The sequence below is a fragment of the Marinobacter sp. C1S70 genome, from assembly GCF_000475355.1.
Taxonomy (GTDB): domain Bacteria; phylum Pseudomonadota; class Gammaproteobacteria; order Pseudomonadales; family Oleiphilaceae; genus Marinobacter; species Marinobacter nauticus.
On the sequence record NZ_AXBW01000013.1, the window covers coordinates 20279 to 41576 of the forward strand.

The following is a 21298-nucleotide window of genomic DNA, read 5'->3' on the forward strand; positions in this document are numbered from 1 at the left end:
GCGGGGCACCGCACCCGCCAGAATTTTGCGCCGTTCAAACGTTTGTCATATGATGCGCGCAACATAACAAAAACAAGCTTTTGAACGAGTAAACACCATGGACATTACTGAGGCCCTGGAGCAATCGCGCCCAGGCATGATTGGCCAGGTACAGGCCGCTATCCGCAAACGCGAACTGAATCAACGCGCCGAGCAAACCTATCTGCACTGGATCAGCCGGTTTGTGCTGTTTCATGATCTGAAGGATCCGGACAACCTGGCCGAAGAGGATCAGAAGCTGTTCCTGACCTATCTGAGTGAAAAGATCCGGGTATCCCGGGCCCGACTGAATCAGGCCAGTCAGGCTCTGAGCTTTTTCTACGAAGATGTGCTCGGCAGGCCCGCTGCTGCTTCAGATTCAGCCGCTGCCTGAGCCTGGGCAGCAGGGCCGATGATTAACGGCCGGTGAGATTGGTATTCAGGGTATCGTAGGTGCGGTTCTCGGGTGGTCGGATCACGTAATTGTTGCCGTGGCTCTGGCCCGGTATCACTTTGGGGTTACTGAAACGGATCTCGACGGGAATCTCGGAACGACCCAGATCGGTTCGCGGGTCTCTCGGCTGCAGGGCCAGCGGGTCCAGATAGAAATCGTCATCCGTTGCCTGCTGCACCGGTACCCCGGCCGCCGGCGCTGCCAGCCCACCCTCAATTACGGTATTAGCCAGCTCCTCTTCCGCGACCGAGCGAAACGGAATGGTGTCGATAGTGGAGCGCTCTTCGTACTCAAACGCGGCGTCATCGTCACTCTGGGCATAGGCAGGCAAGGTCGTCAGCAGCATCAACGGCAACGCCAGCAACGCTGCCCCGGCTCGTTTTTCCTCTGTCTGTTTCCTGACATTCATGGTGCTCATCCCAACCCTAGCCGATCATCCATTTGCCCTGACGGGTGACAATATTTGATCAGTCTATCGCCAAAAATGACCCTTTGCCCAGGCAAAAGCCAGTTTTGTGACAGCACTCACTTGTCGTTCGAGGCCATTTGGTAGCGGATATCGGTAATCACCACCTGCTTCCAGCCCTCAGGGGTTCTCACCGATACCTCGTCATCCAGATGCTTGCCAATGAGCGCGCGGGCCAGCGGAGAATTGATACTGAGATAGCCTTTTTCGAGATCGAATTCATCGGCACCCACGATTCGATACTCCTGCTCACTGCCGTCCTCATCCTCGATGGTCACCCAGGCACCAAAGAATACCCGGCTCCGGTCTTCTGGCAGGCGATCCACCACCGAGACCTCATCCAGCCGCTTGCTGAGGAAGCGTACGCGGCGGTCGATTTCCCGAAGCTGCTTCTTGCCATAGATGTACTCGGCATTCTCGGACCGGTCTCCCAGGGCAGCCGCTTCACGTACTGCCTGGGTAACCTCTGGTCTCTTTACTTTCCATAGGAATTGCAGCTCATCCCGGAGCGCCTGCTCACCTTCGGGGGTGATATAGCGCGGCCGGTTGTTGCCTGAAGGCGTCTGGTTGGCCATGGGTGTCCTGGTTCAAGAAACAATGCATTTCGGAAGGGCAAAAAAAACCCCGTGAATCACGGGGTATAAGGCTAGCGCTGTGCTGGAGGGGGAAGCAAGCAGATCATCCGCCCGCTTCCGCATCTACACCCTCTATTCTGCACATTGACCATTACCTGCCTGTGGCCATGCGATTACCTTTTGGCAAGGCATCCGTTCCGCAATCTAGGTTGAACACTCTAGCGCCAAGGATTAGCGTGGCCGACAATGACACCTGATCTTTTCTGCATGGAGATATGCTAATGGATACCAAGAAACTGATGAATCTGGCACTTGAAGGGGTGGATAGCCTGGGTTTCCGGCTGGACCAGCTGGGCATCACCAGCCGCGTCAATCGCCACAATATTGCGGCCTTTCTGATGGCCGAACAGAAGCATCTGGAAGGCGAGTGGGACAGTATTCAGGCCAAGGTGGATCGCCGTCGCTCGCAGTTTGATCATATCAGCCAGCAGGTCGAGTCACGGGCCGACGCGGTACTTGGCCCTGTCCTGAGCCGTATCAACCGCTTTCGCGCCAGCCAGTAATCTCAGGCCGTGCCGGGTTCTGCGGAGGAGCGACCCTCCTCCGTTGAACCACCATTCTCAGACTGTGTGGCCTTGATCCGCTTTTTTACGGCGGTGTACGCTGGCATCCGGACCGTGACGGTCAAGCCCGGCATGTCTTCCCCAGGATGGGTATCACTCAGCAGAATCTGGCCCTGATGAATCTCCGCCACCGCCGACACCAGGCTGAGCCCCAGACCATTGCCGGGTAACGAGCGGCTCTTGCCAACCCGGTAGAAGCGCTGGAAAACCTGGTCTTTCTCATCATCCGGAATACCGATACCGGAATCCTGAACCTCAAACACCGCTCCGCCGCCGTCCCGGCGAACGACCACCTTGATGGCACCATGCTCCGGCGTGTATTTGATGGCGTTGTCGATCAGGTTACTGATCATCTGGAACAGGAGATCCCGGTCTCCCTCAATCCGGACATTTTGCTCAAGTTCCTGAGAGAAACTCTGATCCTTGTCCTCAGACAGGGCCTCGTAGAGTTCACAGGCATCGCTGACCAGTTCATCCAGCGCCACCACTTTCATGTCGGCCGAGTTGCCCCGGGTCTCCAGCCGGGCGATGCGCAGCAAGGCATTGAAGGTGGCCAGCAGCTGGTCAGCCTCCGCCACAGCCTGCCCGACATGCTCGCGCGCCTCGTCATTGTCGACCGTAATCAGCGTGTTTTCGAGCTGGTTACGCAGTCGCGTCAGTGGAGTGCGAAGATCATGGGCGATGCTGTCGGAAACATGGCGTATGCCTTCCATCAGATACACGATCCGGTCCAGCATCTGGTTCAGGTTTTCGGCCAGTTGATCAAAATCGTCGTCGGTCCCACGGGTCGGAATCCGGAGGGACAGGTGCCCATTCATGATCCGGCGAGAGGTGTTGTTGATCACTTCAATGCGGCGAGTGGTGCTTCGGCTCATCAGGAAGCCACCCAGGAGCGCCAGGGCAAGGGTGATTCCCATACCCCAGTTGATGGCAGTTTCAATCACCCGCTTGAGGTTGGTGAGGTCATCCACATCGCGCCCCACCAGCAAGCGCAAACCACCCTGGACCTCAAAGATCCGGGCCCGGGCCAGGCGCTCTGGGCCCTGCCAGCCAACGGCGGGATTCAGGGTGAAATTGATCCAGCCACTGTCAGACGAGCGGCTGCCCTCTGGCCAGGTTTCAATATTCCCGGCCAGTTTCAGAAAGTCGTCTGTGGTCAACAGGTAAATGGACTTGGCATTCGGATCCCTGGCCACCCGTTCCCGGATGATCGTGATCAGACCATTTACACCACGACTGCGATACTGCTCCGCCAGGCCGGCGATTTCCGCTTCAATGGTCTCGTCGGTCTGGGCAGTCATGAACCCGGCTGTACGCCAGTAGATAAATGCCAACAGCAGAAACACCGAGGTGGCAAACACCACCATATACAGCAGGGCAAGCTGGAAAGACGATGTTCTGAGCTGACTAAGCAGTTTCACGTAACATGTATCCCGCCCCCCGCACTGTCTGCAGCAGGGGTGTATCGAATTCCTTGTCGATCTTGGCGCGCAGACGGCTGATATGCACGTCGATCACGTTGGTCTGGGGGTCGAAGTGATAGTCCCACACTTTCTCCAGCAGCATGGTACGGGTAACCACCTGCCCGGCATTACGCATCAGATACTCCAGCAGCCGGAACTCCCGGGGCTGGACATCAATATTCTGGCCAGCGCGTTTCACGGTGCGGGCCAGCAGGTCCATTTCCAGATCCGCCACTTTCAGAACTGTCTCGGTCTCGGCCGCCTGACGATTACGCCGGATCAGTGACTCGATACGCGCCAGCAGCTCGGTGAAGGAGAACGGCTTGGTCAGGTAGTCATCGCCACCGCCACGCAGCCCTTCGACACGGTCATCGACATCGCCCAGGGCACTGAGAATCAGCACCGGCGTCTGGTTGCCCGTGGCCCTTACCGTCTTGATAATGGAAAGGCCATCCATACCCGGCAACATCCGGTCGACAATCATGATGTCGTATTCTTCACTGGCCGCCATCATCATGCCTTCCTTGCCGTCGGCCGCATGATCCACCACGAAGTCGGATTCCCTCAGTCCCTTTAGCAGATAATTTGCTACATCCCGATCGTCTTCGATTACCAGCGCTTTCACCGGTGCTCCTCCTGATAGCGGAAAACATTAACAACAAGGGTACGAAGAACTCCGGGAACCGGCCAGTTACGATCTTGTAAGAGGGTGTCGCCTATGGCGACGGTCAGTTTGCCTCAGAAAACCAGCCCAGAGACGGCTCTGTCGCCCCGGTAGGCCTGTACTCTGCGCTCACCCAGCCGCCATAACCCAGTCTGTCTATCGCCGAGAAAACATTCGAAAAGTTAATCTCCCCGGTTCCCGGCTGATGCCGGCCCGGGTTGTCGGCGAACTGAATGTGGCCAATCCAGGGCAACAGGCATTCCATGCCACGAATCAGATCCCCTTCCATGATCTGCATGTGATAGAGATCGTACTGCAGGCGCACGTTGTCTGCCTCCAGCGCCTCAATCAGCGCCATCACCTTGCCACTGGTATCGAGCATGAAGCCCGGCATATCCACCCGCGAATTGATGGCTTCCAGGCACAGGGTCAAACCTGCTTCGGCGAAGCGGTCGGCTGCGTACTGCACATTCGCCACCAGGGTCTGCCAGGCCTCTTCCTCGGCAACGGATTCGGGCTTCAAACCTGCCAGACAGTTCAGTTGCTTGCAGCCCAGCATCCGGGCGTAGTGAATGCCCTGCTCGACACCGGCGCGAAACTCCTCAATGCGACACGGCAGACAGGCAATGCCACGCTCCCCCGCTGCCCAATCGCCGGGTGGCAGATTGAACAGCACTTGTTCCAGCCCGTTGCTCTGAAGCCGCTCCGCCAGCTGTTCCGCCGGCCACTCATAGGGAAACTGATACTCCACACCATGGAACCCGGCACTTCGGGCCCGGGCGAAACGTTCCAGAAACGGCACTTCGGTAAACAGCATGCTCAGGTTGGCAGCAAAACGGGGCATGGCAGATTTCTCCGGTTAATTCAGTGCTTGGGGCCTCGGCCCAGGGAACCCATCAGGGTACCGTTCAGATGCTCCAACTCCAGCAACAGGCCGCTGTGATCGACATCGCTGTGGCCATTGGCGACCAGGGCAAGGTATTCATTATGCACCTGCTGGGCCAGCGGCAGGGTCAGATTTTCCGAGCGGGCCTCATCCAGAATCATACGCATATCCTTGAGCTGGATGCGGGCCGGAGCGCCCGGCGCGAAGTCCCGGTCAATCATCCGCTGGCCATGCAGTTCCAGAATCCGGCTGCCGGCAAACCCGCCCATCAGCGCTTCCCGCACGGCGGCCGGATCCGCGCCACCTTTGGCTGCCAGCAACAGCGCCTCCGACACCGCACCAATGGTGATACCCACAATCGCCTGATTGGCCAGCTTCGCCAACTGACCGGCCCCCACCGGCCCGATGCGGGTGCATTTGCCCAGCGCGCTGAACACCGGCAAAGCCCGCTCAATATCGGCTTCAGAACCGCCCGCCATGATACTCAGCCGGGCCTCGGCCGCACCCACCGTGCCACCGGACACCGGTGCATCCACATAACCCACCCCCTGCTCTGCGGCCAGCTCGGCATGCTGTCGCGCCAGCGAAGGCTGCACCGAACTCATATCAATTACCAGCGCACCCACCTTCACCGCAGCCAGAGCGCCCTGATTTACCAGCACATCGTCCACCACCTGGCCATTTTCCAGCATGGTGATCACGATATCGGCCTCCGCCACCGCCTCGGCGGGCGTCCCGGCGATCGTCGCTTCGCTGGCAAAGGGCTCGCATTTGCTGGTGGTGCGATTCCAGAGCGTCATGGAAAAACCGGCGTCCAGCAGGTTACGGGTCATCGGCGTGCCCATCAGGCCGATGCCGAGAAAAGCGATACGAGGAGAATGTGTAGACATTTTGGGGAATCCCACTCAGAAGCCCGGCGAAGGGATTGGGGTAGCCTTTCCAAAAATTTGCGGAGCCATGGATGGCGGAGCAGAAGCGCCACATGGGCTCAGCCGAGCGATTATGAAGCAACGCTTCATGCGACAGCTGAGCGACCGCAATCTGTGATTGCGGGCCGGGCCCCGTAGGGGTGCCGCAGGAGCGTTTTTTGGAAAGGCTACCCCAATCCCTTCTTCCCAGCCACGTGAATTAAATGGTTTAGGCGGATTATACAAACAAAAACGCCACCAACCGCGAACGGTGGTGGCGTTTTCAGCTTCCGGGCTGCAATAAAGCCTCAGGCGACCTCGGCCATCTGCACCCGGATCTTCTTCATGGCGTTTTTCTCAAGCTGGCGGATCCGCTCAGCGGACACCCCGTACTTGTCGGCCAGCTCATGCAACGTCGACTTGCTCTCCGACAACCAGCGTTCACGCAGAATATCCTGACTGCGCTCGTCCAGCTGCTCCAGCGCCTGCATCAGCCGGCCGTTGGAGTCCTCAGACCAGTCAGCGTTTTCCAGCTGAACCGCCGGATCGCTACGGCGATCTTCCAGGTAATAAGCCGGCGCCTGGTAGGCGTTGTCTTCGTCATCATCCATCGGGCCGTCAAAGGCGGTGTCCTGGGAAGCCAGGCGACCTTCCATTTCCCGCACCACGTGCGGCTCGACACCCAGATCATTGGCGACCGCTTTCAGCTCATCGTGATTCAGCCATGCCAGCTTCTTCTTCTGGCTGCGCAGATTGAAGAACAGCTTGCGCTGGGCCTTGGTGGTGGCCACTTTCACAATGCGCCAGTTACGCAGAATGAATTCGTGAATCTCCGCCTTGATCCAATGCACGGCAAACGACACCAGACGCACACCATACTCAGGATTAAACCGCTTGACGGCCTTCATCAGGCCAACGTTGCCTTCCTGGATCAGGTCGGCCTGGGCCAGGCCGTAGCCGGCATAGCTGCGAGCAATGTGAATCACAAAGCGCAGGTGCGACAGTACCAACTGACGCGCGGCCTCAACATCGCCATGGTAGTGCAGCCGTTCTGCCAGTTCCCGCTCTTCATCAACGGAGAGAACTGGAATGCGACTCGCCGCCTGAATATACGACTCGAGATTCGCACCCGGAACCAGTCTGTCAACCAGCTGTAAACTCGTACCCATGCATTAACCTCCGAACCTGACAGCCTTTAAATATAGCAACTCAATATGAGACCGCCAAGAACTCAATTAGTTCCCGAACTCCCCAGTAAAACGTTAAAAATCATACATCTGGAAAGATCGCCTTTGCTTCTCTATAAACCAAACTACGTCAGAAAAGGCTCTTTTTTCAATACGGTTTTCCCGCGATCCGGATCAGCCTCCAGCAATATCGCCCGGCTCTATGTCATCCAGATGACGCCTCACCGCAACCCAGGCGCCCAGCCAGCCTAACAGCATCGCTACGATTATCAATGCCAGCGCGCCATCGAACCCCGGTCCCTGCAAGGTAAACTCACTGCGATACAGCCCGGCAAGACGCTCGATCGGGCCGCTTAACCACCAGAGCGACACCTGAATCAGTAACCACGCCACCAGGCCACCCCCGAGCCCGAACCAGGCGCCGGTGTAAAGAAACGGGCGACGAACGAAAGCATCGGTTCCGCCCACCAGTTTCGCCACGAGAATTTCATCCCGCCGGTTCTCGATGGCCAGACGCACCGTGTTACCAATCACCAGGATAACCGCAGCCCCCAACAACAAAGCCAGCGCCCAGACGGCGCGGGCAAGGATGTCGGTCATTGCGTTCAGGCGTTGCAGCCAGCCCAGGTCGACCTGGACCTGATCGATACCGTTCATATTCTCGACAAACGTCACCAGTGCCTGAACACCCTCTGCCGAGCGAGCGCTGTCTTCGGGTGTAATCAGCAGCGTGTGCGGCAAAGGATTCTCTTCCAGAAAATCCAGCGCCTCGTCCAGCCCGGAACTGGCTCGAAAGTCGGCCAGGGCCTGGTCACGCTCGACCAGCTGAACCGATACCACTCGCCCATCGCTTTCAATGTCCGCGGCCATACCCCGGGCTTCCTCCGCCGGCAGATCCATCGCCAGATAGGCGGTAATCCGGGCCGTACTCTCCCAGCCTGCACTCACACCCTGCAGGCTGGTCAACAGCAACAGCAGGGCAACCGGCAAGGCCAGAGCTACCCCCATCACTGTCCAGGTCATGGCGCTGGCTACCGGGGTTTTCCACATTCTCTGGATAGAATCCCGGGCTACTTTCCGGTGGTGGCCCAGATAACTCCGGGCCTGATCACTCAACAGTGATCGCGAACGGTCAGCTCCCCGGCGATTATCCGGCTTCTGGCGAGAGTCAGTGGCCACTCACACCTCCGCCAGCAACCAGCTGGCCCTGATTCAGAGTCAGCGTACGTCGATTCATTTCATTAATCAGAGCAATATCGTGGGTTGCCACAAGTACCGTTACCCCAACCTGACTGAACTGGGTAAACAATCGCATGATGTCTGCAGACAATTCGGGATCCAGGTTACCGGTCGGCTCATCCGCCAGCAGTACGGGTGGTTTGTTTACCACCGCACGGGCAATACCGACCCGCTGCTGCTCACCCCCGGACAACTGCATGGGGTTCATCTTTTCCTTTTTCAGCAAACCAACCTTGTCCAGTGCCGCCCGCACGCGCCGGCCGGTATCTTCCGGCGAGGCCCCCATCACCTCCAATGGCATGGCCACGTTGTCGAACACCGTGCGGTCGAACAACAGCTGGTGATTCTGGAACACCACACCGATATGACGCCGGATGTAAGGAATCTGGCGGCGGGGCAGGCTATTCAGTTTCTGGCCGCCCACGATCACCTCACCCGCTGTCGGGCGCTCCATCACCATGATCAGTTTCAGAAGGGTACTCTTGCCCGCGCCGGAATGACCGGTCAGAAACGCCAGCTCACCACGATCCAGGTGAAAGTTCACAGCCCTGAGTGCGATGTGATCACTGTCGTAGCGTTTGGTTACCTGGCGGAACTCGATCATCGGGGCAGCTACTCCGTATTTACGGCGTCAGTCTTCGAACAACGCATCCACAAAAGTTTCGGCATCGAAGCTGCGCAGGTCTTCGGCCTGTTCTCCCACCCCGATATAGCGGATTGGCAACTGCAGCTGACGGGCGATCGCAAACACAATACCGCCTTTGGCCGTGCCGTCCAGTTTCGTGAGCGTAATGCCGGAGACACCTACTGCCTGCTGGAATACCTGGGCCTGGCTCAGGGCATTCTGACCGGTACCGGCATCCAGCACCAACATCACCTCATGAGGCGCAGATTCATCCAGCTTCTTCATCACCCGAACGACCTTGGACAACTCGTTCATCAGGTTGTCCTTGTTCTGCAGGCGACCGGCGGTGTCTGCAATCACCACATCCACACCCCGGGATTGAGCAGACTGGATGGCGTCGAAAATTACCGATGCACTGTCTGCGCCGGTATGCTGGGCCACCACCGGAACGTTGTTGCGCTCGCCCCAGACCTGCAATTGCTCAACCGCCGCCGCCCGGAAGGTGTCACCAGCGGCCAGCATGACCGACTTACCCTCGCTCTGGAATTTCTTGGTGAGCTTGCCGATGGTAGTGGTTTTGCCGACACCGTTCACGCCAACCATCAGGATAACGTATGGCTGTTTACCAGCATCGATCTCCAGCGGCCGGGCCACCTCCTTGAGAAGGCCATGCAACTCATCCCGTAGCGCCTTGCGCAGGGCTTCGCCATCTTTCAGCTGATTGCGTTCGAGTTTCTCGGTCAGGGCGTCGATGATCTCAGAGGTGGCGGTCACACCCACATCGGCCATCAGCAACGTGGTTTCGATTTCTTCCAGCAGATCTTCGTCAATCTTCTTGCCCACCGAGAACAGGTCGGCCAGACCACCGGTCAGGCTGGCCCGGGTTTTCCCCAGACCCTGCTTGATGCGTTCGAAGACACTGACTCGGGTTTCCGGTTCGCGCTCAACCTCAGGCTCCGCCGCCGGAACGGGTTCCGGCGCGGGAGCCGGCTCAACAGCCGGTTGAGCCGCTTCCGGCTCAGCGGCTTCTACCGCGGGTTCAGGCGGCACTTCAGTTTCGGCCTCCGGTTCCGCTGGCACAGGAGCCGGCCCCCTGGCCACCTCCCGCTTACGCTGAGGTACCGGCTTGGGCCAGGGCGCACGCTTGCGATTGCCGGCGATATCCAGCACAAAAAACAGAACAAGAAGGGCCAACAGGCCGACTGAAATCCACTCTGCCGTCATAATCTATCCATCTGTCTGAAAAAGGGCGGGCACAGGCCGCAGGTTCGCGAAGAGGACACAAGAACCTCAGCTCGCCAAAATAAGTGGAGCATTCTAACAGACTGGCCGGCACAAGTGATGGGGCAGGATTAACCGGTCTCGTGGATTCCGGTACCATAGCCGCAAACATCAGCCATCCATGATTTCCCCGGAGCCTCGCCCCTATGGCACGACGTCCCCCAGCCCGCAAAAAACCCGTCGTCTCACCAGTCAAAGGCTCCGGAACCGGCGAACTGAGAATCATTGGCGGCGACTGGCGCAGCCGGAAACTGCGCTTTCCGGACGCCGGCGGCGTGCGGCCCAGCCCGGCCCGCACCCGGGAAACCCTGTTCAACTGGCTGAACTTCCACCTGGCAGGCAGCCGGTGCCTGGATCTGTTCGCCGGTTCCGGGGCTCTGGGACTGGAAGCACTGTCCCGTGGAGCAGCGCAGGCAACGCTGGTGGACCACACCCCCGCCCTGGCCAAAGCGCTCCGGGACAACCTCCGGCTGCTGGGAACCAACAAAGGGGATGTCGCCTGCCAGGATGTGGAACAGTTTCTGGCAAAGGGTGACGGCCGGGGCTACGACATCGTGTTTATGGACCCGCCATTCCGGCAAGGCTGGCTTGAACGGTTGATACCGCTGCTGGACACCCAGCAATGGGTGAAGCCGGGTGGCTGGATCTATGTCGAACACGAGAGTGAAAGAGCCTTGCCGGCGGTACCGGCCAGCTGGCACCTGCACCGACAGAAATCAGCAGGCCAGGTCAGCTACTGTCTTTTCCGGGTTGAACAGAGAGAAGAACCGGAAGCCCAATAACAGAGGCTTCCGGCGATGTCCTACAGGCAGGCGAAACTCAACTGGCGGGGCGCAAGGAATACGCCCGCAGGTGGGCGGCAAACTCTTCCAGGTAACGAACACCGCTGGCTTCGGCGTCGCGGCACCACTCCATCAGTGCCTGCAGCTTATCCTGGGGCTTGAGCCCACGCTGGCGCCAGAGCGCCTGCAGCTCATGACTCTTCTCGTAAATCAGCCTGAGCACCTCGTTGCGCTCCAGCACCGTGTCGAGATGCTCTTTTTCCCGAGGCTTGATCAGGCTGATTTCGCGAGACAGCAATTGCTTGAGTTTGCGATAACGGGGACGAATTTCGTCGTCCATCAACGCTTTCTGCTGTCGCAGCACCGGCTCCATTACTCGCTTGCGATACTGGCGCATGATCACAAAGCGGTTATTGGCGATGGCCTGAACGGTTTCCACGTCCACCGCCTGCTTGCCGGGAACATAATGGGCAATAGGCCGATAGCCTTTCGGCGTCGCCAGACCAAACAGCTGGAACAGACGAATGTAACCCCAACCGATGTCCACTTCGTACCAGCGACGAGACAGCTTGGCCGAATTCGGATAGGTGTGGTGATTGTTGTGCAGCTCCTCACCACCAATCAGGATACCCAGCGGCGAGATGTTGCGGGCATTATCAGCGCATTCGAAATTCCGATAACCCAGGTAATGGCCGATGCCATTGACCACGCCGGCGGCCCAGACCGGAATCCACATCATCTGGACCGCCCAGATCCAGATGCCGTGCACCCCGAACAGCGCCAGGTTGATCGCTGCCATCAAGGCAATACCCAGGGTCTTGTACCGGCTGTAGAGGTTACGCTCGAGCCAGTCTTCCGGCGTGCGCTGGCCATAGCGTTCAAGGGTTTCAGGGGTGGCAGAAGCTGCGTATAACTCGGCACCCTCAAACAGCACCTTGCGAATACCCAGCACCACCGGGCTGTGAGGATCTTCCTCGGTTTCGCACTTGGCATGGTGTTTACGGTGGATGGCCGTCCACTCTTTGGTGTTCTGGGCCGTGGTCAGCCAGAGCCAGAAGCGGAAAAAGTGCTTGAGGACGGGATGCAGATCCAGCGCGTTATGGGCCGAATGACGATGCAGATAAAGGGTAACGCTGACGATGGTGATGTGTGTCATCACCAGAGTGACCGCGATCAGCTGCCACACAGAAAGGTCCAGAAGACCGTTAAACCACATAGATAATCCTCGAAACTCGATTAACTTCGAAAGGCGATACTGCTGAGGGATGTCGCTGGCACTCGAAGGGGGTGATCGTTAGGCCCACTCTAGCGTACAGATGTAAGCCTGGACAACCAGGTTTGGCGGCTTTTTTGTTACCGATTACACTGTTTCGTCTCAAAATCTGTCTGTTGGTGGAGGCTCTGTGCCGGAATTACCTGAAGTTGAAACCACCCGTCAGGGCATTGCGCCTCACTGCGAAGGCCAGACCATCCAGCGGGTAATTGTCCGCAATCCCAGCCTGCGCTGGCCGGTGCCGGCGGATCTGGCCGAGCACCTGGAGGGCAAAACCATCCGTACCGTGGAGCGCCGGGCGAAATACCTGTTCCTGCACCTGGAGACAGGTTCGGTGATTGTCCATCTGGGCATGTCGGGCAGTCTCAGAGTGATCACCGACGACAGCCCCGCCATGACTCACGATCACGTCGAGCTTGTCCTCGGCAATCATCGCCGCCTGCGCTTCAATGACCCGCGACGCTTCGGCTGTTGGCTCTGGACTACCGACTGGAACCGGCATCCGCTGATCAGCGCGCTCGGGCCGGAACCCTTATCCGAAGGTTTCAACGGCGTCTGGCTTTTTCGCCTGTCCCGGCAGAAACAGACGCCGGTCAAATCCTTCATTATGGACAATCATGTGGTGGTGGGCGTGGGCAATATCTACGCCAACGAAGCCCTGTTCAAGGCCGGCATCCACCCGAAACGGAAAGCCGGCCGCATCAGCCTGGACCGCTATCACAAGCTGGCCGAGGCCATCCGGGAAACCCTCAGCGCCGCCATACTGATGGGCGGCACCACTCTGCGGGACTTCGTCAACAGCGACGGCAAACCGGGGTATTTCGCCCAGTCGCTACTGGTTTATGGCAAGGCGGGAGCGCCCTGCACCGAATGCAACACCCCGCTGAAAGAGATCCGCATGAACAACCGATCGACGGTTTACTGTCCCCGGTGCCAGCGCTGAGATTCCGCAACGGCTCACACTTTTCAACGAAAAACCGTTTGAAATTGAGGCAATATGATTCATAGTTAATGGAGTGCTAGTACCCGGTCGCCGCACGCAGCGCGAACATGCTGGCTCGCAATACAGAGACAGGCGAGCCCTGACCAACCGGGCTGATACGTTCAGGAGAGAATGACATGACCCGCAAGATTTCCCGCACCCTGGTAGCCACCGTCGCAGCCTGCCTGCTGGCATTCTCATCGCTCGGCCATGCCCGTGCCGTGGATGAAAGCCCGTCTGCGCTGGCCATGACCGCCGATGCGGTGTTGCTGCGCCCTGCCCTGCTGGCCACAACCATTATCGGTAGTGCTGTGTACCTGGTATCCCTGCCATTCTCGGCGCTTGGCGGCAATGCCGGTGAAGCCGGTGAAGTACTGGTGGTTGGCCCGGCCAAGGCCACCTTCGTGCGCTGCCTGGGCTGCACCCGCACCGGTCGCAAGTCAGAAACGGTGGAGCAGTCCGACAACTGATTTGGCGCACCGATCCGTAAAATCCCGGCTTGCCACTGGCCGGGATCTGAGGCAGCCTGAAGAAAATTCTTCAGGCTGTTTTGTTTATGGTGGACTGGTCAACCCTCGATACGGTGTTCCTCGATATGGACGGGACACTGCTGGATCTGCATTTCGACAACCACTTCTGGCTGGAGCACCTGCCCAGGCGCTATGCCGAACACTTTGACCTGCACCCAACCGAGGCCCGGGACTACCTGATTCCGATGATTATGGCCGAGCGGGGCTCACTGAACTGGTACTGCACCGATTACTGGAGCGAACGCCTTGCCCTGGACATCACCGGCCTTAAGGCGGAAGTTGGCGACCGCATTGGCTACCGCCCCCATGTAACCGACTTTCTGGCCGCACTCCGCCAGGCCGGACTGCGCTCGGTCATCGTCACCAACTGCCATCCGGATCCTCTGGCCCTGAAACTTCAACGGACCAGACTGGATCAGCATGTTGACGGCATCGTCTCCAGCCACGAACTGGGCAAGCCCAAAGAGAACCCGGTATTCTGGCAGGACCTTGCCAGCCGCTCCCCCTATCGCCACCAATCTACCCTGATGGTCGACGACAGTTTCCCGGTGCTTGAGAGTGCCCGGGCCGCCGGTATTGGCCAGTGCCTGGCGATTCTGGCGCCCGACAGCCAGCAGCCATCCAAAGACCACCACCCGGACATTCCCGGCATTCATCACTTCGATGAAGTCCTGCCTGCCTTGCGCTCACATACAGCAGTGCCATCCACCCCATGAGGGGGTTATAATGGGTTATTGCGGCATGTGCCCGACAGGTGAGGAGATATGACGGCGGCGAACGCAGACGATCAGAAAGTCCGGCTCGATAAATGGCTGTGGGCAGCGCGATTCTATAAAACCCGCTCGCTCGCCAAAGAGGCCATTGAAGGCGGTAAGGTGCACTACAACAGCCAGCGCACCAAGCCCGGCAAGATCGTTGAGACCGGCGCCAAAGTGACCCTGCGCCTGGGCTGGCAGGAAAAGATCGTGATCGTCGACGACATCAGCGACCGACGCCGGGGCGCCCCGGAAGCCCAGAAGCTCTATCACGAAACCGACGACAGCGTGAAACGGCGGGAAGACCTGGCCTGGCAACGCAAGACCATGCAGGCTGCACAGCTGCCCCCGGCTCGAAGGCCGAGCAAGAAAGATCGCCGGGATATCCAGCGCTTCCGGGAACAGAATGGTCTGTAACCATTGAATCCCACATATCTGACAACCCGTATACAACCCCGTTTCAGTAACTCCCAGTAAATCGATACATCAGCTCCAGGAGACACCATGGCATCCCGCGACCAGTTCCAACGTTTTCTCTTTGAACACAGCCAGGTGCGGGGTGCCTGGGTACAGCTGGGCGAGAGTTTCAAGGAAATCACCGGCCAGGCCCCCTACCCGGATTCAGTCCGCGAGCTGCTGGGAGAATCCCTGGTAGCCAGCGTACTGATGAGCAGCACCCTGAAATTCAAAGGCACTCTCTCGCTGCAGGCAGCGGGTGAAGGTGCCCTCAGCACACTCATGGCCGAATGCAGCCATGACCGCCATATCCGTGGCCTGGCCCGCTTTGATGCCGATGCGGTCAGCGGCGAAACCCTGCACGAGCTGCTCGGAAAAAGCCGTATGGCCATCACCATTACCCCGGAACAGGGCCAGCGCTATCAGGGCGTGGTACCAAGGGAATCAGAAACCCTGGCCGGCTGCCTGGAAGAGTACTTCGAGCGCTCCGAGCAGATCGCCACCAGCCTGTTCCTGTTTGCCAACGAGGATACCGCTGCCGGCCTGTTACTCCAGCGCCTTCCCGGCCATACCGATGACGACGATGACCTGTGGAACCGGGTGAACCACCTGGCCCGCACAGTGGAAGCGGAGGAACTGCTGAGCCTGGACAGTGAAACCCTGCTGCACCGGCTGTTCCACGAGGAAACGGTGCGCCTGTTCGAGCCGGATCCGGTTGCCTTCCGCTGCAGCTGTTCCCACGAACGCACCCTGGCCGCGCTGGAAGCCATCGGCAAGGACGAGTGCTACAGCATCCTCGACGAACAGGGCAGCATCAACATGGACTGCCAGTTCTGTCACGCAAACTATCGCTTCAATAGAAATGATATTGATCACCTTTTCACCGGCCATACGTTACACTAAGCCGTCACTGAACTTGCCCGGAAGCCGCCTCTGGCGCGGCTTTCAGGGCAGTCGTTTTTTGTGGGCGTCTCTGGCATAATAGCGCGCCTGAATTGACCCGATTGTTCAGTTTTCCGTCAATTTTCGGGGGGACGGCCTGGGCAATCACGAAGACATCCCGAGGGCGAGGTCGAAGTGAGCAACACTTATAATGATCTGAGTACAGCACGACTGGTCGAGCTGGCATTAGCAAGGAACGAAGGCCAGCTGGCATCCAACGGTTCTCTGGTGGTCACCACCGGTGAGCGTACCGGCCGGTCTCCTATGGACCGCTTTATCGTCGAGGAGCCCAGCACCGCCGACGACATTCACTGGGGTCCGATCAACCGCCCGTTCGATGCTGAAAAGTTCGATGCCCTGTGGGATCGCGTTGAAGCCTACATCGCTGAAAAAGACCGCTTCGTCTCTCACGTTCACGTTGGTTCCGACCCGGAACACTACCTGCCGGTAAAAATGACCACGGAAACCGCGTGGCAGAACCTGTTCGGCCGCAACCTGTTCATTCGCCCGGATAGCTTCAACCCGGCCGACAAGCAGGAATGGCAGATTCTCAACGCCGCTAATTTCGAGTGTGTACCGGAGCGTGATGGCACCAACTCCGACGGCTGCGTCATCATCAACTTCGCCAAGCGCAAGGTGTTGCTGGCCGGCATGCACTACGCCGGCGAGATGAAAAAAGCCATGTTCTCGGTTCAGAACTTCCTTCTGCCCGAGAAAGACGTTCTGCCCATGCACTGCTCAGCCAACGTCAGTGAAACCGGCGAGACCTGCCTGTTCTTCGGCCTGTCCGGCACCGGCAAAACCACCCTGTCTGCAGACCCGCACCGGTTCCTGATCGGTGACGATGAGCACGGCTGGGGCCCGGGCACCGTATTCAATATTGAAGGCGGTTGCTACGCCAAGTGCATCGACCTGAGCCAGAAGAACGAACCGATCATCTGGGACGCCATCCGTTTCGGCGCCATCGTTGAGAACGTGATGATTGATCCGGAGACCCGCGAGCCGGATTACAACGACGTTTCCCTGACCGAAAACTCCCGCTGCGCCTATCCGCTCGAGCACGTCGAAAAGCGCGTGATCGAGAACCGTGCCGGTGAGCCCTCGCACATCATCTTCCTGACCTGCGACATGACCGGCGTTCTGCCTCCGGTATCCATCCTGAGCCGTGAAGCTGCAGCCTACCACTTCCTGAGTGGCTACACTGCGCTGGTGGGCTCCACCGAAATGGGCTCATCCTCCAAGCTGAAGTCCACTTTCTCCACCTGCTTTGGTGCGCCGTTCTTCCCGCGCCCGGCCGGCGTCTATGCCGAGCTGCTGATGAAGCGTATCGACGAATTCGGCAGCAAGGTATTTCTGGTCAACACCGGCTGGACCGGCGGCCCCTACGGTGAAGGCAAGCGCTTCAGCATTCCGACCACCCGCGCCATCATTGCCGCCATCCAGAACGGTGATCTGGACGACGTCGAAACTGAGCACCTGGATGCCCTGAACCTGGACGTGCCCAAGCATGTTCCGGGCGTAGACACCGAGCTGCTGAACCCGCGCACCACCTGGGTCAGCCCGGACTACTACGATGGCAAGGCCCAGGAGCTGATTGCCCAGTTCGTGGAGAACTTCAAGAAGTTCGACGTGGCCGACGCCATTGTTGAGGCGGGCCCGAAAGCCGGCTAAAGCCGCTTTCTCACTGCCATAAAAAAAGCGCCTTGCGAAAGCTCGGCGCTTTTTTTGTGCCTTTGGTTTGAGAACACAGACCAGACAGGCCGCCGGGGCGGCCTCGGGCAGAGAGATCAGTTGGCGTAGAACAGCAACGGCACAAAGGCCACCAGTACCAGGGAAATACCCATGGCAATCAGTGGCATGATGATGCGTTCATGGCGCTGGTAGAAGGTTCCACCTTCCTGCTGGGCCGCCAGCACCTCAGCCTCGCCCACCACCTGGCGGGTGAGCAGATGGTTCAGGGCCACAGGCGGGCTCAGGTAGCCGAGCTCGAAGGCCACCAGCGTTACCATCCAGAAATGCACCGGGTGAATACCGCTGGAGTAGGCTATGGTCGCCACCGTTGCGGTTACCAGAATCACCGCCCCGAAGGCGTCCATGATCATCCCCAGAATCACCAGGATCACTACCATCAGCAGCATGGCAGACCAGGGACTGTCGAACGCCTGAGGGAAAGTTTCCATGATGTGGGAGCGCTCGATCACACCACCAATGCTCACCGACAGCCCCAGCAGCAACAAAAGGGCGCCAATCTCAGCGGTGGTATCGTTGGTGGCCCCACGAACGCTGCGCTCCAGCCCCTGGTGATTGATCTCACCGGACGCCCGGCCCCGGCCATTTTTCAGGCTGATATGCTCATATACCAGAATGGCCAGCATGATCACCGGCAGCAACCGGGGTGCCGAAAATTCGTCCATCTTCACATCCAGGGCAAGCCGGTAGAACAGCACTACGGCAGCGATCACGATCACATAGGGAATCAATGGCCGCAAAGCCTGAATGGACGCCGGAAAGGCATCGGCCGCCGGGGCAAGGTCAAACTGGCTCTGCCGGTTCACCGTGAGAGCCACCATCGCAAACATGGTGGCGGTCAGTACGAATACCCAGATGCCCCAGCCAAACAACTCATCGGTCGTCACCTCTCGGTTCAGGTAGGCAATCACCACCACCAGCAGACACGGCCGCAATACCACACCCAGGGAGCCCGACATGGCCGTGGCCGCCAGGGCCAGATGTCTGCGCGCGCCCGCCGCTCGGAGCTCACTGTAGATAACAGCACCGGCAGCAATCACAAAAATACCGGAAGCACCGGTATAGGCGGTAGGCACCGCCGCCACCAGAACAGCCACCACCGCCAGCATCTCCGGCGGCATACGCCAGGGCCGGAAAATATTGAAAACCAGTGTCGCCAGGCGCGTCTGCTTCAGCATCATGCCCACCCACACGTACAGCCCGACATTCAGGAACATGTCGGCCAGCTCCATCATCTTGCCCAGATAGATCCCGATACCGGAGGAATGACCGATCAGCGCGAAGTAAGTACCTGAAATCAGACACATCACGGTATAGAGCGGAACCGACAGAAACGCCTGGTTCAGATTGCCCCCCGGCGCCAGATTGTCGGACACGCGGAACAGGCGATAGAGGCTCGCCAGTGTCAGGCAGGCAAAGCCGACAATCCAGAAATTGTGCAGGAGCAGCTCCTCACCAGATACTGTGGTGCTGCTGGCCAGGCTGGATTGCCGGAAGATCACCGACGAGCCCAGCAACATGGCGTTGGCAATGGTTTGCAGGGTATAGGAGACGGTGTAGTCCAACCGGGTCTCCATGGCTCGCATGGCAATGTGATGGCGGGTGAGTGTGGCGGTCACCGCACACAGCATTACCAGAATCACCAGAACATAGCGTTGGGCTGTGAGCCCGAACGCGATCAGGTCGGCTACAAAAAGCTCTACCGCCCGATAGGCTTTCACACCGGGAGTCAGTTTGTCCTGCAGGTCTTCGTAACTGGCGTGAGCGGCCCGGCAATCCGCCACCGAGCGCTCTATGGCAAGACGGACTTCCCGGGGGTCTTTTTCATGGGCGCCAAGCAGTGCTGCCATCGGGTCGTCTGCCGGCGCTTGCTCAGCCAGCTCCCGGGCGACCTCTGCCTCAATATCCCGGTCGAGGTCGCACTCCGGTTGTACCGGGTCCATGCGCAGCTTGTAATAACCGCTCCAGAGCTGCTCACCAGCGCGCAACATCTGATTATGAATATCACTGCTGGTGGAGAACAGAACCACAGCCAGCAACAACAGACAGGCCGGCAGCGATGAAAACCACTCCAGACCACTACGACGAAAACCACCCTGGGGCATAACGGCTTACTCGGCTTGATGATGGTTACAACAGGTCGTCCAGATCCATGGTCTCGACCGGTTCACGCTGGTCATCCCAGAAGGCACCGAACTGCCCGATGGGAGTGCGGTGGCCGGTGTTTTCCACCCACAACCGATCCGAAATCGCCACCAGCATATTGGTCGCCATGGCATCCACAAACCGCCATTCCTCGTTGGCGGGATTGGCCTCAAGGGATTCAGCATGGTCCCGGATAACCGACTTCACCAGGGCTTCATCATTCTTGTTCATGGCCGCAATGGCCTGGAACACATGGCCCAGTCGGACGCCAGCTTCCTCACCCTGCTCCGCGGCAATGGCCAGGCGCTCGAAGGCATCTTCACCCTGGGGCTGGGTTCCCGGGATCATGGCCCAGACCGTGGCACGCAGGCCCATGGGGGCGCCCCACCATTTCTTGTTATCCAGACATTGGGTAGCACGGCCCACCACGGAGCCGGTATTGAACGGAACGCCCACCGAGGAAGTGGCCTGGATCTGGGCGTTAAGCGCCTGCAGCCCGGACAGCAAACCGGCCATGTACATGAACTCGTCCATGTCATCGTCGAAATCCGGGCACTCGGTTTCATCCGGGTTGCCATAGTGGCTATTGTGATGCTGCCAGCTTTTCAGATAGCGGCGAGCGGCCAGGGTATGGGCACGCTTCTGGCGAATAAAGGCGTCTTCCGCCGCGGTCGCGTCCATGGCGTACATGGCGGCCAACCCTGCCAGCTCATGCTCCCTGGCCTGCTCTTCCGCACAACTGCCCGAAGACAGGTAGAGCATCACAGCCAGTTGATCCGGCTCGCTGGTTACCCGACCAAACGACATCAACAGCGGCGCGGTAGCCTCGCTCATGGAACAGCCCATGGCCAGATCGTCCGACTCCATGAGGTAGGGGACGGTATGGTTGCGGGAGAAGCCCTTCATGACATCCCCCGTGGTCTTGTAGATCATGTTATTGACCGCCCCGCAGCCGCTCAGCAGGAGACCGGCAGTCAATGCCGCCACCATGCCGCGAAGCCCAGATGATGTTGTCGGGGATCTCCGGAAACCCTTCATACCTTTCAACCTTTTGTTCTTGTGTTTTGTCCAGAAGATGGGGGCGGACTGCACCATTTGTTACAGTCTGTAACCGACGCTCATTATGACGAACTCCGCCCCGGGTTTATGAGACCGATCCCGCAAATGACGCCTCCGGGAACATATCGTTACCGAAGAAGGTTTGCAGATTCAGCCCAAAGCCACTATAGATTGCTTCAGCCTCCGGCCTGGCCGGGGCAATAACCAACAACAATCAGAACGAATAATCAGGAGTA

The 21298-nt window shown here is 58.7% G+C and carries 22 protein-coding genes; 9 read left to right on the forward strand and 13 right to left on the reverse strand.

The window, feature by feature from the left end:
• The first annotated feature begins 97 nt into the window (after positions 1-97).
• Positions 98-412 (forward strand): site-specific integrase, encoded by a 315-nt coding sequence (locus tag Q669_RS03805; protein ID WP_022991314.1) that lies wholly within the window; start codon positions 98-100, stop codon positions 410-412.
• Positions 413-434: 22 nt separating this feature from the next.
• Here the strand turns inward: Q669_RS03805 and Q669_RS03810 are convergent, their stop codons facing one another.
• Together Q669_RS03810 and greB are read right to left on the reverse strand one after the other, a co-directional pair.
• Positions 435-881: a hypothetical protein gene (locus tag Q669_RS03810; protein WP_114434973.1), complete on the reverse strand. Its 447-nt coding sequence runs from the start codon at positions 879-881 to the stop codon at positions 435-437.
• Between the two features lie 116 nt (positions 882-997).
• The gene (gene greB / locus Q669_RS03815) at positions 998-1513 is read right to left on the reverse strand and encodes a transcription elongation factor GreB (RefSeq protein ID WP_014422972.1); all 516 of its coding nucleotides are present in this window, start codon (positions 1511-1513) and stop codon (positions 998-1000) included.
• Between the two features lie 281 nt (positions 1514-1794).
• On the opposite strand from greB, the gene Q669_RS03820 reads away from it, so the two are divergent.
• The gene (locus tag Q669_RS03820) at positions 1795-2076 is read left to right on the forward strand and encodes a hypothetical protein (RefSeq protein WP_011787142.1); all 282 of its coding nucleotides are present in this window, start codon (positions 1795-1797) and stop codon (positions 2074-2076) included.
• 2 nt (positions 2077-2078) lie between these two features.
• On the opposite strand, the gene Q669_RS03825 is transcribed toward Q669_RS03820, so the two are convergent.
• From Q669_RS03825 to ftsY, 8 genes are all read right to left on the reverse strand, one after another.
• Complete coding sequence (locus Q669_RS03825) at positions 2079-3557, reverse strand: sensor histidine kinase (RefSeq protein WP_022991316.1); 1479 nt, start codon at positions 3555-3557, stop codon at positions 2079-2081.
• Positions 3544-4224, reverse strand: a complete 681-nt coding sequence (locus tag Q669_RS03830; RefSeq protein WP_011787144.1) for a response regulator transcription factor — start codon at positions 4222-4224, stop codon at positions 3544-3546. Before Q669_RS03830 ends, Q669_RS03825 begins: the two co-directional genes overlap by 14 nt.
• A gap of 103 nt (positions 4225-4327) precedes the next feature.
• Positions 4328-5107: a hydroxypyruvate isomerase gene (hyi, locus tag Q669_RS03835; RefSeq protein WP_022991317.1), complete on the reverse strand. Its 780-nt coding sequence runs from the start codon at positions 5105-5107 to the stop codon at positions 4328-4330.
• A gap of 20 nt (positions 5108-5127) precedes the next feature.
• Positions 5128-6039 carry an NAD(P)-dependent oxidoreductase gene (locus Q669_RS03840; protein ID WP_036148750.1) on the reverse strand — a complete coding sequence of 304 codons (912 nt, stop codon included), beginning with the start codon at positions 6037-6039 and terminating at the stop codon, positions 5128-5130.
• Positions 6040-6365: 326 nt separating this feature from the next.
• Entirely contained in the window at positions 6366-7226 is an 861-nt protein-coding gene (gene rpoH, locus Q669_RS03845) for an RNA polymerase sigma factor RpoH (RefSeq protein ID WP_011787147.1), read from the reverse strand.
• A 192-nt stretch (positions 7227-7418) separates the two neighbouring features.
• The gene (ftsX, locus tag Q669_RS03850; protein ID WP_022991319.1) at positions 7419-8423 is read right to left on the reverse strand and encodes a permease-like cell division protein FtsX; all 1005 of its coding nucleotides are present in this window, start codon (positions 8421-8423) and stop codon (positions 7419-7421) included.
• Positions 8413-9087, reverse strand: coding sequence for a cell division ATP-binding protein FtsE (ftsE, locus tag Q669_RS03855; protein WP_011787149.1), 675 nt, complete (start codon positions 9085-9087; stop codon positions 8413-8415). The genes ftsX and ftsE overlap by 11 nt, the downstream gene beginning before the upstream one ends.
• 27 nt (positions 9088-9114) lie before the next feature.
• Complete coding sequence (ftsY, locus tag Q669_RS03860; protein WP_022991320.1) at positions 9115-10332, reverse strand: signal recognition particle-docking protein FtsY; 1218 nt, start codon at positions 10330-10332, stop codon at positions 9115-9117.
• Positions 10333-10535: 203 nt separating this feature from the next.
• On the opposite strand from ftsY, the gene rsmD reads away from it, so the two are divergent.
• The gene (gene rsmD / locus Q669_RS03865; RefSeq protein WP_022991321.1) at positions 10536-11171 is read left to right on the forward strand and encodes a 16S rRNA (guanine(966)-N(2))-methyltransferase RsmD; all 636 of its coding nucleotides are present in this window, start codon (positions 10536-10538) and stop codon (positions 11169-11171) included.
• A 37-nt stretch (positions 11172-11208) separates the two neighbouring features.
• On the opposite strand, the gene Q669_RS03870 is transcribed toward rsmD, so the two are convergent.
• Positions 11209-12387, reverse strand: coding sequence for an acyl-CoA desaturase (locus tag Q669_RS03870; RefSeq protein WP_022991322.1), 1179 nt, complete (start codon positions 12385-12387; stop codon positions 11209-11211).
• A gap of 187 nt (positions 12388-12574) precedes the next feature.
• Here Q669_RS03870 and mutM point away from each other — a divergent pair, with 187 nt between their 5' ends.
• From mutM to Q669_RS03900, 6 genes are all read left to right on the forward strand, one after another.
• Positions 12575-13387 carry a bifunctional DNA-formamidopyrimidine glycosylase/DNA-(apurinic or apyrimidinic site) lyase gene (gene mutM, locus Q669_RS03875; RefSeq protein ID WP_022991323.1) on the forward strand — a complete coding sequence of 271 codons (813 nt, stop codon included), beginning with the start codon at positions 12575-12577 and terminating at the stop codon, positions 13385-13387.
• Positions 13388-13563: 176 nt separating this feature from the next.
• Entirely contained in the window at positions 13564-13896 is a 333-nt protein-coding gene (locus tag Q669_RS03880; RefSeq protein ID WP_011787154.1) for a hypothetical protein, read from the forward strand.
• An 86-nt stretch (positions 13897-13982) separates the two neighbouring features.
• A complete protein-coding gene (yrfG, locus tag Q669_RS03885; RefSeq protein ID WP_022991324.1) occupies positions 13983-14672 on the forward strand; it encodes a GMP/IMP nucleotidase in 690 nt (229 codons plus the stop codon).
• A gap of 48 nt (positions 14673-14720) precedes the next feature.
• Complete coding sequence (hslR, locus tag Q669_RS03890) at positions 14721-15128, forward strand: ribosome-associated heat shock protein Hsp15 (protein WP_011787156.1); 408 nt, start codon at positions 14721-14723, stop codon at positions 15126-15128.
• Positions 15129-15215: 87 nt separating this feature from the next.
• Positions 15216-16070 (forward strand): Hsp33 family molecular chaperone HslO, encoded by an 855-nt coding sequence (gene hslO / locus Q669_RS03895; protein WP_022991325.1) that lies wholly within the window; start codon positions 15216-15218, stop codon positions 16068-16070.
• A 174-nt stretch (positions 16071-16244) separates the two neighbouring features.
• The gene (locus Q669_RS03900; protein ID WP_022991326.1) at positions 16245-17780 is read left to right on the forward strand and encodes a phosphoenolpyruvate carboxykinase; all 1536 of its coding nucleotides are present in this window, start codon (positions 16245-16247) and stop codon (positions 17778-17780) included.
• Positions 17781-17896: 116 nt separating this feature from the next.
• Here Q669_RS03900 and Q669_RS03905 read toward each other — a convergent pair whose 3' ends face one another.
• Both Q669_RS03905 and Q669_RS03910 read right to left on the reverse strand, forming a co-directional pair.
• Complete coding sequence (locus tag Q669_RS03905; RefSeq protein WP_022991327.1) at positions 17897-19963, reverse strand: TRAP transporter large permease subunit; 2067 nt, start codon at positions 19961-19963, stop codon at positions 17897-17899.
• Positions 19964-19988: 25 nt separating this feature from the next.
• Positions 19989-21041: a hypothetical protein gene (locus Q669_RS03910; RefSeq protein WP_011787160.1), complete on the reverse strand. Its 1053-nt coding sequence runs from the start codon at positions 21039-21041 to the stop codon at positions 19989-19991.
• Positions 21042-21298: the final 257 nt, after the last annotated feature.